The organism is Bradyrhizobium canariense (assembly GCF_019402665.1).
GTDB lineage: Bacteria > Pseudomonadota > Alphaproteobacteria > Rhizobiales > Xanthobacteraceae > Bradyrhizobium > Bradyrhizobium canariense.
The window spans coordinates 45812-61761 of the sequence record NZ_VSST01000017.1; the positions used below are offsets into that span (position 1 = coordinate 45812).

The 15950-nt window shown below is 59.1% G+C and carries 11 protein-coding genes and 3 pseudogenes; 8 read left to right on the forward strand and 6 right to left on the reverse strand.

The window, feature by feature from the left end; translation table 11 throughout:
- Positions 1-180: 180 nt before the first annotated feature.
- Positions 181-1044 (forward strand): annotated as a pseudogene (locus FXB41_RS08935) (transposase); the annotation flags it as partial.
- Positions 1045-1080: 36 nt separating this feature from the next.
- Here FXB41_RS08935 and FXB41_RS08940 read toward each other — a convergent pair.
- A complete protein-coding gene (locus tag FXB41_RS08940) occupies positions 1081-1242 on the reverse strand; it encodes a hypothetical protein (RefSeq protein WP_007601730.1) in 162 nt (53 codons plus the stop codon).
- Positions 1243-2088: 846 nt separating this feature from the next.
- On the opposite strand from FXB41_RS08940, the gene FXB41_RS08945 reads away from it, so the two are divergent.
- From FXB41_RS08945 to FXB41_RS08960, 4 genes are all read left to right on the forward strand, one after another.
- Positions 2089-2436, forward strand: coding sequence for a response regulator transcription factor (locus FXB41_RS08945; protein WP_311985811.1), 348 nt, complete (start codon positions 2089-2091; stop codon positions 2434-2436).
- A gap of 175 nt (positions 2437-2611) precedes the next feature.
- Positions 2612-2782: a hypothetical protein gene (locus FXB41_RS08950; protein ID WP_198288278.1), complete on the forward strand. Its 171-nt coding sequence runs from the start codon at positions 2612-2614 to the stop codon at positions 2780-2782.
- 604 nt (positions 2783-3386) lie between these two features.
- A complete protein-coding gene (locus FXB41_RS08955; RefSeq protein WP_219681340.1) occupies positions 3387-3914 on the forward strand; it encodes a hypothetical protein in 528 nt (175 codons plus the stop codon).
- Positions 3915-4074: 160 nt separating this feature from the next.
- Positions 4075-5607 carry an OpgC family protein gene (locus FXB41_RS08960; protein ID WP_376707488.1) on the forward strand — a complete coding sequence of 511 codons (1533 nt, stop codon included), beginning with the start codon at positions 4075-4077 and terminating at the stop codon, positions 5605-5607.
- 208 nt (positions 5608-5815) lie between these two features.
- On the opposite strand, the gene FXB41_RS08965 is transcribed toward FXB41_RS08960, so the two are convergent.
- From FXB41_RS08965 to FXB41_RS08980, 4 genes are all read right to left on the reverse strand, one after another.
- Positions 5816-6814 carry an ABC transporter substrate-binding protein gene (locus FXB41_RS08965; RefSeq protein WP_219681342.1) on the reverse strand — a complete coding sequence of 333 codons (999 nt, stop codon included), beginning with the start codon at positions 6812-6814 and terminating at the stop codon, positions 5816-5818.
- A 301-nt stretch (positions 6815-7115) separates the two neighbouring features.
- A complete protein-coding gene (locus FXB41_RS08970) occupies positions 7116-8165 on the reverse strand; it encodes an HD-GYP domain-containing protein (protein WP_219681344.1) in 1050 nt (349 codons plus the stop codon).
- A gap of 86 nt (positions 8166-8251) precedes the next feature.
- A complete protein-coding gene (locus FXB41_RS08975; protein WP_007601739.1) occupies positions 8252-8575 on the reverse strand; it encodes a PilZ domain-containing protein in 324 nt (107 codons plus the stop codon).
- Positions 8572-9648 carry a DUF2336 domain-containing protein gene (locus tag FXB41_RS08980; protein WP_007601741.1) on the reverse strand — a complete coding sequence of 359 codons (1077 nt, stop codon included), beginning with the start codon at positions 9646-9648 and terminating at the stop codon, positions 8572-8574. Before FXB41_RS08980 ends, FXB41_RS08975 begins: the two co-directional genes overlap by 4 nt.
- Positions 9649-10457: 809 nt before the next feature.
- Here FXB41_RS08980 and FXB41_RS08985 point away from each other — a divergent pair.
- Positions 10458-11030, forward strand: coding sequence for a transposase (locus tag FXB41_RS08985; RefSeq protein ID WP_219681346.1), 573 nt, complete (start codon positions 10458-10460; stop codon positions 11028-11030).
- Positions 11031-11118: 88 nt separating this feature from the next.
- On the opposite strand, the pseudogene FXB41_RS41690 reads toward FXB41_RS08985, so the two are convergent.
- Positions 11119-11306 (reverse strand): annotated as a pseudogene (locus tag FXB41_RS41690) (hypothetical protein); the annotation flags it as partial.
- A gap of 799 nt (positions 11307-12105) precedes the next feature.
- Here FXB41_RS41690 and FXB41_RS08990 point away from each other — a divergent pair.
- Together FXB41_RS08990 and FXB41_RS41695 are read left to right on the forward strand one after the other, a co-directional pair.
- A pseudogene (locus tag FXB41_RS08990) lies at positions 12106-12613 on the forward strand (DDE-type integrase/transposase/recombinase); the annotation flags it as partial.
- 1130 nt (positions 12614-13743) lie between these two features.
- Positions 13744-15180 (forward strand): alpha/beta fold hydrolase, encoded by a 1437-nt coding sequence (locus FXB41_RS41695; protein WP_219681349.1) that lies wholly within the window; start codon positions 13744-13746, stop codon positions 15178-15180.
- Positions 15181-15950: the final 770 nt, after the last annotated feature.

A 15950-nucleotide genomic window follows, 5' to 3' on the forward strand; every position in this document is an offset into this window, starting at 1 on the left:
TTCATCATGACTGCCCTCGCACTGGGTTGGGGATCCTCGTCCGCGCTCAGCCTGACGTCGGAGGAGATCATCGCTAAGCTTCGCGCCGCCGGCTATTCGCACATCCAGGAACTACCAGCCGGAAAGATAAAGACCTACAAGGCCGTCAAGGAAGGCACCGCGCGCTGGCACAGGGATCGCGATCCAGCCAAGTCTAGACGCGCGGTGAAGGAGTATCTGGCGACCCTCAACGATACGGCGTGGGGCGCCGCCAGCGATGTCGTCCCGAAGTTTATTTCGCCATCCGATCCGGCAGCGCAATGGACCGGGGCTCACAAGGGGGCGGCATTCTTCGCGTACTCCGATAACTATCTGATCGACGTGAAGTTCGGTGTCATCGTTGACGTCGAGGCCTCCCGCGCCATTCGCCAGGCCGAGGTCCGCGCAGCAAAGACCATCGTCGAACGGACCGAGGAGCGCTTCGGTCTCAAGCCAGAACGGCTTATCGGAGATACCGCATACGGGGCTGCTCCGATGCTGAACTGGCTGGTCGAGGAGAAGGGCATCGGGCCGCATATCCCTGTGTTCGATAAGTCGAAGCGGGATGACGGTACCTTCTCGCCGAGCGACTTTCGATATGACCCGGCCGGCGACGTCTATCACTGCCCGGGTGGTAAGCGGCTTGGGACAAGCGGTACCGTGCATGAAGGCAAGACGCTGCTGTATCGAGCAAGCAAGCTCGACTGCGATGTATGCCCGCTTAAATCGCAGTGCTGTCCAAAAGAACCGTCGCGCAAGATCCCGCGCGACATCCATGAATACGCCCGAGACGTTGCCCGGTCGATTGCCGACACCGAAGACTTTGAGAAGTCACGACGTGAGCGCAAGAAGGTCGAGATGCGGTTCGCACATTTGAAGCGCATCCTGAAGCTCGGTAGGCTTCGACTGCGGGGACCAAAAGGCGCTCAGGACGAGTTTGTTCTTGCTGCCATCGCCCAGAACCTGCGGCGGCTCGCGTCGCTGGGCGCTCGTCCACCACCCGCTCGGGCTCTGTGCATTGCGTAGCGTTCGAGTTGCGTAGAGAGCGTCAGGGCCGGCGGATCAAAGCCGGTCGTCCTTAGAGAAATGGCCGAACGATCCATCGCTAACGGCCGACTTCTGCAACAAAATCGGCCAATACCGGAAGTAGCCAACCTGTTCGATCACCCAGTCGACGCGGACGCTGAACGTCGGTGGAAATTCGAGCGATGCCGCTCCGGGCATCAATCTTCCGCACGCTAGGTGACTACCTATCCAAATGCCGCGATTGCAAGCACAACGGCGGCGACGAGGATCGGACCTGCATCGGAGAAAAAGGGAATCATGTGGCTGACCTACGCACTGCCCGATGATCACGAACCTAGAAATATCGCCACGGACAAGCACGCGCAATCTGTGCGCTAGGAACTTTGTTCAATCTCATGATCGTTCTAACATTTGCACTGACGCAGACAGGACAGAAGAACCAAGACTCACTTGCGATTACCCTCGGACCCGGACTGGGATTGTAACCGCACATCGTTCGATGACATTGAAAACCGTCACAAGCATCATAACCCATGAATGCAATTTCAGGGGCGGGATAACCTGAACAATACACTTTCGTTCCAGTCCAGCATTTGCCACCGTTCCCTTTTGAATCACTCTTCACGTATGTCATTCCCAGATCAGTGCAGTCTGCTGGCGACCCATAGCAAAATGGGGCTGTCCCGATCCACATCCCTGACTCCGCAAATGCATCTCTGCTTACCAAGATAGCGGTTAGTGCGAAGACTATCCTGAATAGGATCATAGAAGCCTCCCTACCTGTAACAGATGTGGAGGGGGCACCAGGTGGATACCCTGAGACCCACCGCAGAAGATATTTGAGCAACCAGAGACGCCTGTAAAGAAAAGATCCGCATGTCGCACGACTTACCAGTGGTCAGTCGCACTGCGCGTCGCAAGGCCCAGTGATGACATCAGCGCCCGCAGACTTTCCGTGATCCAGATCAAGGGATTGGCCTACCCCTTGGGGGCCATATACGCCTAGGCAGGCTGGACATGGCTATGATGGCGCAGCGGACAGTTGTGGTCGTGATCGACGACGATGCGAGCCTTCTGAAGAGCGTGGCGCGGCTGTTGGCGTGCCACGGCATTGAGAGCCGGACGTTCGCCTCGGCCGAGGCGTTGCTTGAGAGCGACAGCGTGCAGACGGCAACCTGCTTGCTGCTTGACATTCACCTCGGGGGAATTTCGGGGATCGCGCTGCAGCGCCGGCTTGCGGCATCGGGATCGAAGTGGCCGGTCATCTTCATGACCGCGAGCGACGACGAGGCCACGCGCAATGAGGCGATGGACGCCGGATGCATCGCCTATTTGCGCAAGCCGTTCGCACAGGATGACTTGCTGAATGCCCTATCGAAAGCTCAGGCTTAGCAGGCGCAGCCAGAACAAGAACGTTCAGGGGCGCTACGTCGGTTTGGGGTCCAGAGGGGCGGTCCAACCTTGCGCTCTGCCGGGTCCGGTCTAACCCTGACACCCGACTTATCCACGGGCGGCGGGATGATATGATTATCTGCGGCTAAACGTCCGATGCGCAACGGAGTGTTCGATGGCGAAGGAGATCAAACAACTGCGGAAGCAAGCTGAAAAGGCCGCGCGCGCTGCAAAGGCAGTCGCAGATGCTGAGGTATCTCAGGAACTACAAGCCTTAGCACGCGCCTTCAAAAGCCAAGCCGACGTTCTGAAGTCAAAAAGGCGAGCAGGCAAGAAGAGACGGTGAACTTGATCCTTGAAGAACAGCTGTAGAATACTTGGCGATTGGTTGCGCAAGCAGGCTTCAGAGCGGCAGGTCCGATCCGCAACTAACAGATTGGACCACTTGGCCTTGGGGCCAACAGCGGCCATATCGCACCTGCTCACCTTCACCGGCGGCCTCTGGAAATTTCCAACTACTGCTGAGAATTTTCTCCCGCGCGGCCGGTAACGCGACGAGCCCCGCAAGCCGTTCGATCAGGCACGGTATGCTCATCGTTGAGAATCGCGCCGCAATGTTTTCTACTGTGATATTGTGCGCAATCCACGAGAGTTTCGTCGATACGGTGGGCCGGCGGAATTTTCACACCACCTCGACCGGCAGTCATTAATCATTAGGTCTTGGAACGGAAACGGAGTAGCGTCCTCGCAGCAGTCAAGCGGATTGCTTGCCTGACAGACTGCCAAAACGGCGACGCGCCGAACTCTCCGCCTCCATCTAAATGGCAGCCCAGTGCCGTCGGTAGGCAAAACTTTTTCAAAATTGCTGTTCCAAACACGTGAATGCACCCACGCGTGCGGACTGCTGACCGCGTCGCGCGCCGTAGACTACCTGTTAAGGGAGGAACAACATGAAAATTAGCAATGTAGTTCCCAGCGCATTATCTGTGGCAAAGCATACTTATGTCGCGGCGACCATATGGGTAGCTCCTTCTGCTCTCATCAAATCGGCGCATCTGTTTGAAAGGATTGGACTCGCTACGGTTGGAGGCTCGTGCGCCCTGTACGTGGCCGCAGCATTGATGCGCCTGGAAAACGAACTGTTTGGAAGCGGCTGGTTCATCTTGTTGATGATGCTCTACGGAGCTTTCAGCTTCTATATCGGCATCGATCTGCCTGGCCGTCCTGTTCAGGGAGCGACTTCGAGACTCCCGGAAGAGCGGAACCGTGGCACCGATGCGGCTCAGATCTTCAGTGCGGCAGGTACATTCGTTGCGGCGATTGCGGCGTTTCTGTCTGTCAGCATGATTGTCGTTGATCAGGTCGTTTCTGAAGGTTCGATCGTTCTGATCGCAGTCTGTTGGACGATTGGTTCTTCGCTTCAAATTGTGGCCGGCTCCATCGCTCGCAACGGCGTGCTCGAAGATGGTGGCGAGTAACTCCCGCTGCAATTGCTACTAACGCCGCTGGTCTCTTTTTGAGCGCGCGACAGCGAGACGGACAAGACGGAGCAAATAAAGAAAGACATTAGAATCAATAGTCAGCGTGGTGCCTATTCTCCTGGCAGCGGCGTGCCGTAACCAATGGGCGAGAATGACGATGACAGTCCGATCGCGACGTGAAACAGTGGTTTTCAAGCGTCCATTCCGGATCGCGAGTATCGAGCGGCTGTTACCGGCGGGCTCGTATGAAGTCATTACCGACGAAGAGTTGATGGAAGGCTCGTCAATGCCGCTCTATCGGTGCGTCGCTACCAGGATGATGCTGCCTGCCCCGCCACGTAGCTCTGTCGTCGAGATGGTAGCGATCAGTTCGACCGATCTATCCGCGGCTCGCGCGATGATGTGCGGGCGTCCCGAAAGTGATGTGCCTGTTGACATCGGCAAACATCGCGACATGCCCTCGCCAGACTTCCGCCGGATGCTGGCGGAGATCGAAAGCAAGGCGTTACGCGGTCAGCAGCCACTACTTGAATCCGAGCTGCCAGCGAATCCTGCGCAGTCATTGGCGGGCGCCCTCCCAGTGCTGAAAGGGTCTGGTCGGGACCTCCGCATCGATGCGTGCCGTGGTATCGCGCTATGGTGCATCTTTCTTGACCATGTCCCCAACAACATCGGAAGCTGGCTGACGCTGCGGAATTATGGTTTTAGTGATACCGCGGAAGTGTTCATGTTCCTCTCGGGTGTGACCTGCGCGCTGGCTTACGGCAAGGCAAGTCGGTGCGATGGTTGGGCGAGTGTGGTCAGCCGTACGCTGTGGCGAAGCTGGGACATTTATGCGGCATTTCTGCTGCTCACTCTCGCTTGCGCCATCTTGGTTTACCTCGCCGGTGGCGGCACGATTGCCGACGAAAGCAACACGCGCATTCTGCTGGAGCAGCCGGGCGCGGCGCTCGCGCATGCAGCGATCCTGCAATACCGCCCAGTCAACTCCGATGTCTTGCCGCTCTTCGTGATTTATCATCTTCTATTCGCCCCGCTGCTGTGGCTGATGCTGCGAATGCCGAATGTAATGCTTGGCGCGTCACTGTTGCTTTATGCGCTAGTGCACGTCTTCGGTTGGTCCGTCCCGGCATGGCCCAATGACGTCTGGTTCTTCAATCCGCTGGCTTGGCAGTTGCTGGTTGTTCTTGGTGCCTGGTGTGTCATGGAGGGCAAGACGTTCTGGCCGTGGGTGACCTCGCGCACGGCGCTTGCAATTGCCATTCTCTATTTGGTTTTTGGCCTGACGATCGCATTCAGTTGGAGCATTAGACCCCTGGTCCCACAGATGCTGGCGGAGCTGGCTTACCTGCTGGACAAATCGAATCTCTCGCCCTTGCGGCTGCTGCATTTTGTTGCTCTCGCGATTCTGGTTGCGTGGGTCGTGCCTCGCGATTGGCGTTGGCTTACGACTCCGGTGATGCGTGGGGCGATCCGCTGTGGCGAGAACTCCCTGGCAATCTATTGCCTCGGCGTCCTGCTGGCGCTTGCCGGCCGCATAGTACTGATAGATATCTCGGATAGGCTTGCCATGCAGATCACGCTGAGTCTCGCTGGCATCTTGGTCATGATTGCGGCCGCAACGTTCCTGAACTCGATCAGGATCAAACCGGCGGCAAGCACGATCGGCGGGAAGACCATGATCTCCTGAGAATGGTAATGGAAAAACGCGGTAACCTGATGAGAAATCGCCGCCGCTTACGACGTAGCGGATGGATGGCAGTTCGCTTGGAAGGGCGGGAGTCCGCCTTGGGTCAAGATGCGAAGAACTCAAGCTGAGCGAATCCCGTCCGCCGTGCCTCAATAAGCGGACCTCATCGAGGCGCGCCGCTAGTTCGGTGAAGGGCCAACAAGCGACGTCATTCGACAACTTGATCGGCGCGGACGAGCAGCATCGCGGGCAGTGCGAGCCCGAGCGCCTTCGCAGTCTTGAGATTGATACTCAGCTCGAATTTGGTCGGTCGGTAGAAGGGGATATCTCCGGGACTGCTGCCTTTAAGAACCTTGTCGACGAGGCTGGCGAGGCGCCGAAAGGTCTCTGGTAGGTCAATCGAATAAGCCATCAGTCCACCGAGTCGCACGTACTCGCCGTAAGCGTACATTGTGGGAATGCGGCCCGCCGCGGCTAGTTCAACAATAGCCGCGCCACTGGCGAGATGCTCGGCCTCATCTGACACCATGAGCGCATCTGCTCGTTCCATCGAACTGAAGATCCGCTGGTACTCTGTCTGGTAGAAGCCGCTGTCCAGCAGGGCGGCCTTCAGCGAAACACCCGCTCGTTGGGCTGCCTCGCGCGCTGCCGCACCTCTCATGTCTTCCCAGTACGATCGCGACACAAGGTAACCGAGAGTGGACAGTCCCGGCATCGCCTCGACCAGTAGCTCGATCCGCTTTCCAATGAGTTCCAATTCCGTCCCGATGGTGACGCCTGTGATGTTGCCGCCCGGCCGCGCGATGCTGGCCACAAGTCCCAAGGCAACCGGGTCGTTGACTATTGTCACAATCGGAATTGTCGTCGTCGCCATTTTAAAATCCAGCGATAGACGCGCGGCCACCGCTAAAATCAAGTCGGGATGTGTGTTGATCACATCCCGAACCAATTCGGAATAGCGTTCCGGTCGACCTTCTCCCGAGTAGCGATCAACCACGAGGTTTTGGCCCTCGACGTAGCCAAGGCGGCTCAGCTCCTCGAAAAAGGCACGGTATTGCGGCGGACCACTCAGGCCCATTTCGTTGACTTTGAGAGCCGGGCTAACGAAGGCGATCCGCTTTAGTCTCGCCGGTTGCCGCGCTCGCGCCGCGAGTGGCCACGTCGCCGCCGTGCAAGCGAAAAGCGTAATGAACTCGCGCCGTCGCATGTGCCCCCTCACGGGAAAACCTGACCGACCACGCAAAGCCTAGCACTTTACGACGGGACAGGAGCGAGAAAAGGTGGAAATCGAACCTCGGCACTCGCGGACCTATTTCAGCTCAGGGACAAAAAGCGACGGTCGAGGCACGCGCGGCTCGACGTCCGGATTACCGGCAAGAGTGGACGTTGCATTCACTTAAACGCCGTTCGGCTTAGCGGCCAGAAGCCGAAGTGCATGGAAATGAGACCGCCTCCGATCACGCCTTGAGTGGAGACGTGGAATATTCCTGCACAGGTTCGAGCAGAATTCATCTGGTAAGCGCGACATCCTTGAAAGAGGCGACTAGCGCCCTGTCCAGCTTTCCCCTCATACCGCAGATAATCTCGTACGCTGCCGCGCGCGGCATTGTCACCTTGTACGGCCGGTGTTCGATCAGCGCCGCAAAGATATCCGAAATGGTGAGAATGCGAACGATGTCGGTGATGCTCTTCGCGCGGAGGCGGTCAGGATAGCCGCTGCCATCGAGATACTCGTGATGGTGCCGCACCGCATCGAGGACTTCCGGTGAGATGTCCCCGTGCCCCTTCAGCACATCGTAACCCGTCGCCGGGTGAGTTTCGACCAACGCTCGCTCGTCGTCGTCGAGGCGTCCTGGCTTGTCCAGGATCGCCAAGGGCACCCTCGCTTTGCCTATGTCGTGGAACATGGCAGCGGTGGAGAGCCGTTCAAGGTCACTTTTACGAAAACCGAGACTGAGGCCGAAATCGACCGCGACGCCGGTCACGAGCAGGCAGTGCTGGAACGTTCCCTCGTGATGGCGCCGCACCGTGGCCAGCCATTCTGATAGCCCATGCTCGGAAATCCGGTTGGTGATCTTGCGGCCGGCATCTTTGGGACCAGCGACGTCGACCCGCTCCCCGAGGGTGATCGAAGTGAACATCGACGCAATCGCGGTTGCTGCGGCCTCAACCGCATTGTCAGACTTCGAGATGCCGCTCGTCGACCCAGTTCCGTGGGCGGCTGGATCGACCAAAGCGGCCAGGAGCTTGGCTGCCTCGATCTTGCCAGGCAACACCAACGTTGCGCCCAGCGCATAAGCTTGCGAGATGCAAAAGTGGGAGGTTTGCTCGACAAGGAAGATGCGCTTCTTTGCTATGGCGAACCGCGCAGCTCTTTTTTTCAGCGCGGCAATGTTTTCGACCGCCCGCAGGTCGGCACGAACGACGACCGCAGCAGCAGCGTGCGGAAGCTTTGCTTCTACATCGAGCCGCTCGCCGGCAACGGTGAACTGCCCTCCAAAAAGCGAGCAGAGTCCGAAGAGCTTCTCGGAAGTGTCGGCCAATACGTGCACGAGCATGACTGGTGCCTTCGTTCGTCGGGTGCCGGGCTGAATGGCCTTCGGTGGTCCAAGGTCATTGGCTCACTTCGACGAGACTGCTCGGCTCAAGTTGGTTTGTGCGCGCCTCTGTCGGTCGCTGTCGTTTGGGTCTTCTTGCCGTTTGCTTGGATAAAGTGGACGCCAGCCGTGGTTCCGTCGATCCAGACCAGCTCGCAGCGTCGATAGGCCAGTCCCGTCGACGACAGCAGCATGAAGAACTCCTTGGCCGAGAGAACATCGAGCGACCCTTCGACTTCGATCTTGGCGCCGGTGTTCGAGATATCGAGCAAGACGCAGCTTCGCCGCCAAGTGCCGTCGGAGCCCATCAAGTTCACGGGCTGTCTGTTGTCCATGCGCACCCGAGGCGCCTTGCGACCGTCGAATTTCATTGGTTTCCTGCCGGTCTTGCAGTGCGACCGTGGGCGCCCGCGGAGATTTCTCCCCAACGAACGGACCATTGGCTGGTCGAGAGATGAAGCGTTTCGAACAGCTCCTGAGCTCGTGCGCGCTCGCCTAGTGAAAGCCCCGCGCCGCGAGTGTTGAGGACGGCCAGCGTGGTCTGCCAATTCAAGCGCGATGCCCGGCACGCCATAACTGGGCCTTCGTAACCGGAGTCTGCCATAACCTGCTCGATGGCCTCAATCGGTGCTGCCGACAGCACCGACAACGCCGTGAACAGGTTGGCTGTCTCACGCCGGATCGCGAACCGATTGACAGTCGAGTCGCTCAGCTTTCCGCTCCGATTGAGCGATATGATCTCCGGCCTCGCAGCGGCGTACTCAGTGTCGTAAGGTCGCTTCGCTGTCGCTAATACTTGCGAGGACGCGTCTGCGTTGGAAGCCTTAATCGCCGGCCGTGGCGATGCCGACAGCAGCTCCCGAACCACCATGTCCGGGGTGTCTGGCCTCAGCGTCAGCGCTTTCGTGATCTCGTCGTCCTCCACAGCCCTACGGACCAAGTTGGCATAGGCCGCGCCTGAGAATTCAGCGCCCGGATTGCCGATGACGGCCAGACAAGTCTTGCTGTTGCCGCGCTGCAATATTGCCTCAGTCACGGGGCTTTCGATCCTGCGCCGGCCAGCAATGGCGCGAAGGTGATCCTCGCTGCCGGACGTCGCGATCGCCACCAGATCAGCCGGCGATAGAGCGGGAGATTTTAGAAGGATCGGGACTGCGATCGCCGGATCGCCGCACGAGGCGAGACGTCGCAGGGTGTTCATCGGAGCAGTACCCAGCTCGGCAAGCGTCGTGCTGAGCTCGGCGAGAGTCGCCGGCGCGATCCGCCGGGCTAAGCGAATTAGAACGTCGTCAAGCAGGCCGACCTGCGGCTCTTGCAATCGGTGATTACCCTCAACGAGCAGCTCGGTGGTGCGCCAGAGCATGCGCGCACAACGTTCGGATGAGCTCCTCGCGATGGTGGCATCCAACTCAGTAATGAGATCGGCCGCAGAAACTGCCCTCATTGGCTGGCCCCAAAATTCATTTTAATATCGTCACGTCAAATCAAACGTATTACGCGCTGAAGTTGTTAAGATTCCTTATATGCCAAACCGTGACATACGGGAGGCTATTATAATTCAACTGAACGGCGCTCCGTGGCGCATTAAAGTACCTGCTGTCCGATGCTGCGGCCGGCGCGTGGACGACTGCCCAACCTGTAACGCAGTCCTTAGGGTGATAGCTGGCACAACTTGCGTGATGGCGGTCCAGCTTTGGACAGCCGCTAAAGTTCGGCATTATGGCCTTAGGGCGAAGAAAGGCTAATGCGGGCGAGCGGTAGCGTCGTTCAGGGACATTGCGGCTGACTCGGCCAAGCAGACGCGCTCATCGCCAGTCGCGAACGTCCGCTACGGGGTCCACAAGCCGACATGCCTCGCATTCAGACGTTAGTCCGCTCTTCGGCAAAGGCCGACAAACCTCCGCCTGTGCATGCGAGACGCTGTCTTGCGACGGAGATCGTAGATTTCATCCGTAGCAATCCGGCTGAGCCGCAAAAGAACGAATGCCATCAAGGCGATTCGGAGGATGGAGTATCCTCGACGAAGTGCATGCTGTTGGGAGGGCCTCCAACACGGCGGCGACTCGCGCCGCGGATCGACCCGCGACAAGGAAGTACGCGCGGTGGCTGTCATTCGGCTTGCAATATTGCCCCCTTAAGCCGGGGGATCGGCGTCCAAAATTGGACGCCGATGAGGGGTCAAATTTGCAAACGATGACGTAACCTCCGTTATCGTTGAGCCCTCGCAATCAAATGATTCGAAGGAGCTCACCCATGAAGCAGTACGTCGGGCTGGACGTCTCACAGAGAGAAACCGCTGTGTGCGTTGTCGACGAGACTGGTCAAGTAATCTTCGAAGGGAAAGCCAAGTCTAATCCTGGTGCCTTGACTGACCTGCTTAACAAACATGCGCCTCATGCCGAGCGTATCGGCTTCGAGACCGGTGCGATGGCGAGTTGGCTATGGCATGAACTCCGCAGGGTTGAGCTTCCGGTGGTCTGCATCGACGCTCGGCATGCGCACGCAGCTCGCTTCCGATCGGCTTCGACGGTCGGCGCCTACCTCGGCCTTACGCCGAGGCGCAGCCAATCCGGCGAAACCGACACCAACGGAAAGATATCTCGATGGGGCGACCGGCTTCTCCGAACTTACTTGTTCGAGGCCGCCACTGTCCTTCTTTATCGAACCAAAAAGTGGTGTTCCCTAAAGGCCTGGGGCATAAAGCTCGCTAAGCGGATCGGCATGAAGAAGGCAAAGGTCGCCATCGCCCGAAAGATCGCCGTGATTCTCCACTGCATCTGGGGCGATGGCACGTCGTTCGACTGGGGCCAGCCGAAGCCAATCTGATATTTGCTCGCAAGTTCCTGGTCCGGTCCGCCGGGCTGGCGATGTCCCACCAATGATCTATCCTCTCGGGGCATGAACCCAAGCGGCAGCCGGCGTTCAGGGCGTCGCCAAGGGTTGGGGAGGGCTGCGCCGGCCCCTGGAAGCCGAACATACGGTCCATGCCTGACAAGCGAGGCCGTCCGCGTCCTTGCGGGCATCTCGGGCTCGTTCGGCCAGGATACGCACCGTAGCCCCGAACAGATACTCTCGCGAATTCGTGCCCCATCGCGGATTGATTCTCCAAATGCCAACCTTGAGGTAAAGTGCTTCGGATGCGACACCCATCAGACCGTCGCGCTCGACATTGTCCGGCGGTCGAAGACCCAGATCCACGAGCTGGAGCGCTCCATGCGCCGTACGCGGCTTACTCCGGGGGTTGCAGACCAGGCGAGGTCACCCAATCGCTCAGATGCGCGCTCGTCGCAGCTAAGCGCGCCTTCCTGAGAAGCTGCTCGCGCTCAGCACCAGCGGGGAGCCGGGCAGCTTGTTCTTTGAGCTGGGTGGCGTGCTCGTCCCAAGCGTTCTTCAAGAGACCGGTTGTGCTTCACTCTGCGGCGTCGCTGAGACATGGAGCCATTCCTTGTGCCATGAACGCGAATCCAAAACCGAACAAGGTAAGTTCAGTTCCGGCCCCGGAACGAAGAAGTCCGACAACGAGGGGCGCTTCGTCTAGCGGCAGGCGCGCTGCCGATGTGCGACCCGACTTCAATTGCTCCGGGCTGCTGGTCGCCGCCATGTAATATCGATGACCGGGGCAAAGACGGCCCCGGCCGTGGGGGCTTTTGGGGATCGTGGGCCGGGGCCGCTGGAGGTGCTTGGACCTTGGGAGGCCAAGCGTTCGGAGCCTAGGAAAATTCGGCAATCAGATCTGTTCGCTTTCGCACATTGGCTATACGGTTTCCTTCGGGAGCGGAGTAGCTGCAATGAAAGACATGCAGGCTCAGTTCAAAGCTCCGCAAGGATGCGACAGAGTGCGCGCTGATCCGAGACCTGGCGACCGATCCCAAGAAGCGAGAACTATTCACCCGCCTGGCGGATCTCCGGCATCACCTATGTCGCGACCTGGACCGGCTTCGTCTACGTCGCCTTTGTGATCGACGCGTATGCCCGCAGGATCCTCAGCTGGCGGGCCTCCCGCACGGCGCACGCAGGCTTCGTAGCTTGATGAGCTGGAGCAGGCCCTGCACGATCGCCGGTCCATCGCGGCGGCCTCGTGCATCATAGCGATAGGGGCAGCCAATCCGCCCAATACGTCTCTATCAAATACACCGAACGCCTGGCTGAAGCTGGCGTCGAGCCTTCTGTCGGCAGCGTCGGAGATTCCTATGACAACGCTCTCGCCGAAACCATCAACGGTCTCTACAAGGCCGAGGTGATCCATCGGCGCAGACCATGGCGCAGCTTCCAGCCCGTCGAGTTCGCGACGCTGGAATGGGTGGACTGGTTCAACAAGCGGCGGCTCCTGGCCCATTGGCAACATACCGCCGGCCGAAGCCGAGCAACGCTGCTACGCCATTCTGGAACAGCCGGCCATGGCGGCATAACTTAAACCGAATGGCCTCCGGCAAACCCGGGGCGGTTCAGGTTTTAACTCCAGCGACTCCCTTATCAGTGAAGCCCGCCGCGCGCATTTGCTTGCACAGCTTCGAAGCCAGCCGGAACATCGGGATCAAGTTGCCGGGATGATACTTACGCCGCTTCATGGAGGGGGCTCTCTCGTGGAGCTGCTACCATGGGTCGTGATACTGAGGCACACGGGGGCCGCGGGGCTATCTATTTCATCTGATAGGACAGCAGCACTGGCTTGATTAGCATCGTCGCCAGTGACACGTGGTAGCCCATCGGGGATACGTTGGCCCCGACATACAGGCAACGCATCGACTGCCTCATTCATGAAGGTTGTGCGTCCTGTGGGTGGCAGGCTTGGGCTACGTTCGAGCACCGCTCGGCGCGGCAAACCTCTACGCAAACGCAACGCAACGACACAAGCCGCTGAGGGAAACCTTGGCGGCTTTTGCGTGGAGGCACTATCAGCGGTCGTCTTCATGGCCCAACAGCTTGTGCGTCACGCGATTGATGAAATGGTTATTGCCGCAGGCTGGGCATTGCACGCACGAGGATGAAGGAGGCGCGTGCCGCATTCGACTCAGCGTCGAACTGGTGCTGAACGTACTCGCCGCTTGTCGGGCAACGAACGTGATCGTGTCCATCATAGCCCAGCACCGGCCATGGCACCGCCCGGCCCATGACCTAGGTCAATGCTTCCCGGTGCACTTACCGCCGCCGCGCTTGCCACGGATGATATCCTCCGCCTGTGCAGAGGCAGGTCCGGAGCCGCATCATGAGGTGATGGCGATCTGAGCCAAACCTCATCCGAGTTCGCGACAAAGAAAATGCATGGAACGGATCAATGAGCGCATCCAGAGTCTGGCCCTTCGGCCGCATCTGCGATCGCGCCATTACAACGAACTACCTCCGGCCGTTTTCAACGCAATCGGCCCTTTTGCGAAGTGGCCGCCGACACCGACTACGTCCGATCATCGGGACAGACCGGAAGTGCGCGGCAAAACCAAAACGGCGCTTTTGATCCGAGGCGGATTCCACCGGCCCGCTTCAGCCTTGTCGCGGCCACTGATTGCGGGCAGACTAGCAGTGGCATGAGAGGGCAAGAGCCATGCAACGTCGGCTTGCGGCCATTCTAGCGGCGGATGTGGTCGGCTACAGCCGACTCATGGGCGCCGACGAGGTGGGGACCCTCAATTCCCTCAAGTCGCACCGGCGGGAACTGGTCGACTGCGGCATTTCCGAGCACCACGGCCGCATCGTCAAAACCACCGGCGATGGGATGCTGGTGGAATTCGCCAGCGTCGTGGATGCGGTCGCCTGTGCTGTCAAGATTCAGCGCAGCATGGTGGGGCGCAACGCAGGGATCGCTGCGGAACGGCAGGTCGTGTTCCGGATCGGGATCAACGTCGGCGATATTATCATCGACGGCGACGATATCTTCGGCGACGGCGTCAACATCGCGGCACGCTTGGAAACGCTCTGCGAGCCCGGCGGCGTATGCATATCCAGGGCGGCGAACGACCAGATCCGGGACAAGCTGTCGATGGCGTTTGCTGATCTGGGCGAGCAGGCTGTGAAGAACATCTCGCGCGCGGTCGGCGTGTTCGGGCTCACTGCCAAGGACATCGAGGCAATTCCAGACGCCGCGATTCCCTCGTCTGCGGAAGACACGGTGGCGGCGTCAACCGTCCAACACAAGCAGGAAATTCACTTCTGCCAGACCGGGGACGGCGTGCAGCTGGCCTACGCCCGGATGGGCCAAGGGCATCCGCTGGTGAAGACAGGGCACTGGATGACTCACATCGAATTCGACTTCGAAAGTCCGATCTGGCGGCATCTCTACCAGGAATTTTCCCGCGAGCACCTTTTCATCCGATATGACGCAAGGGGAAATGGGCTTTCGGATCGTGACGTCCCGGACGTAACATTCGAGCGGTTCGTCGACGACCTCGATGCGGTGGTCGACGCCGCGGGCATCGAACGGTTCGCGCTGCTCGGCATATCCCAGGGGTGCGCCGTCTCGATTGCCTACGCGGTCCGCCATCCGGAGCGAGTGTCGCATCTGATTCTCTACGGAGGCTATGTCGTCGGGTGGAAGAAGCGCGCCAGGACCGAGGCGGAGAAGGCGGCCGGGGATGCGATGCTGACGCTGATGCGGCTGGGATGGGGTCAGGAAAACCCGGCCTTCAGGCAGATGTTCACGTCCCAGTTTATTCCGGACGCTAACAAGGAGCAGGCCGACTGGTTTAACGAGCTACAGCGTATCTCGAGCTCGGCCGAAGACGCAGCGCGCAATTTACTGGCAAATGGCGAAGTGGAAATCAGTTCACTACTGCCGCAGGTCAAGGTGCCGACCCTTGTCATGCATTGCCGCAACGACGCGAGGGTGCCGTTCGAGTCGGGCCGTCGGCTGGCCGCGGGGATTCCCGGTGCCCGCTTTGTCCCGCTCGAAGGCCGGAATCACATCATGCTGGAGGGCGAGCCGGCTTTGGCACGCTTTCTCGACGAGCTACGATCATTTCTTACCTCCGATACTCAACACTAAAGGTACTGGATACGGCGGCTCCGTTTTGCCGACCAATATACGCCACGGGTTTCCCCTTGATGTCTGTTCTTGGCCAAGCGAAGTGCACGATGTCCGCTATTTGGGTCGCTATCGGGGGAAAAGCGGACGTCGCACACAATCCGCGGGCGGTCTTATTGCGCTAACAATCCGAATGCGATAGTGCCACTATGCTTGCGAAAATCAGCAGTGCCGGGAGGGATTTTCTGTCGCTGGCGTCCGAGCCTTTGGTTCCGGCGCTGCGCCCTCGAGACAATGAGCGAGGGCCGAGTCCACGCCCCTAGCCGTTCGCGAGGTCTACAGCGGCCGAGTTCGATAGTTAGTCAGAAAGCTTTGGGCGCTGGACGGCAGGTCATCGAAACCACCGAGCTTGGCCATCATGAGCCAGGTGGCAAAATCCGCCTCAGCCTCCGGGGCGCTTTCTTGGCGATACTGGCGATGGAGCTAGAGGACATGGTGGTCCGATTGGTTTCAACCCGGCCGCGAAGCTGTTCATCGACACCGTCCGCGCGGCGGGAAAGGCAATTGGCAATTCAATCACAGTAATGACGGCGCGGGAGAGTTCAAACGCGAACCCTACGCCTCCCATCTCGCTGTAATAACCTTACCAACTAGTCGGCTCCTGGTCAGGTTGAAGGGACTGAGCAGGCTAACTAGGTAGGGCTCACCTCTGCTGATCCCCAACGGCAGTAATTCTCATCGTCACTGACGGCAACATCGCGTGGACCATCAGCTTGAGTGTTTCGACGGCG

Bases quoted from the DNA above. Each gene is read 5' to 3' on its own strand.
- FXB41_RS08940 (WP_007601730.1), bottom strand. From the start codon at position 1,242: ATGCCCGGAGCGGCATCGCTCGAATTTCCACCGACGTTCAGCGTCCGC.
- FXB41_RS08950 (WP_198288278.1), top strand. From the start codon at position 2,612: ATGGCGAAGGAGATCAAACAACTGCGGAAGCAAGCTGAAAAGGCCGCG.
- FXB41_RS08955 (WP_219681340.1), top strand. From the start codon at position 3,387: ATGAAAATTAGCAATGTAGTTCCCAGCGCATTATCTGTGGCAAAGCAT.
- FXB41_RS08960 (WP_376707488.1), top strand. From the start codon at position 4,075: ATGACAGTCCGATCGCGACGTGAAACAGTGGTTTTCAAGCGTCCATTC.
- FXB41_RS08965 (WP_219681342.1), bottom strand. From the start codon at position 6,814: ATGCGACGGCGCGAGTTCATTACGCTTTTCGCTTGCACGGCGGCGACG.
- FXB41_RS08970 (WP_219681344.1), bottom strand. From the start codon at position 8,165: ATGCTCGTGCACGTATTGGCCGACACTTCCGAGAAGCTCTTCGGACTC.
- FXB41_RS08975 (WP_007601739.1), bottom strand. From the start codon at position 8,575: ATGAAATTCGACGGTCGCAAGGCGCCTCGGGTGCGCATGGACAACAGA.
- FXB41_RS08980 (WP_007601741.1), bottom strand. From the start codon at position 9,648: ATGAGGGCAGTTTCTGCGGCCGATCTCATTACTGAGTTGGATGCCACC.
- FXB41_RS08985 (WP_219681346.1), top strand. From the start codon at position 10,458: ATGAAGCAGTACGTCGGGCTGGACGTCTCACAGAGAGAAACCGCTGTG.
- FXB41_RS41695 (WP_219681349.1), top strand. From the start codon at position 13,744: ATGCAACGTCGGCTTGCGGCCATTCTAGCGGCGGATGTGGTCGGCTAC.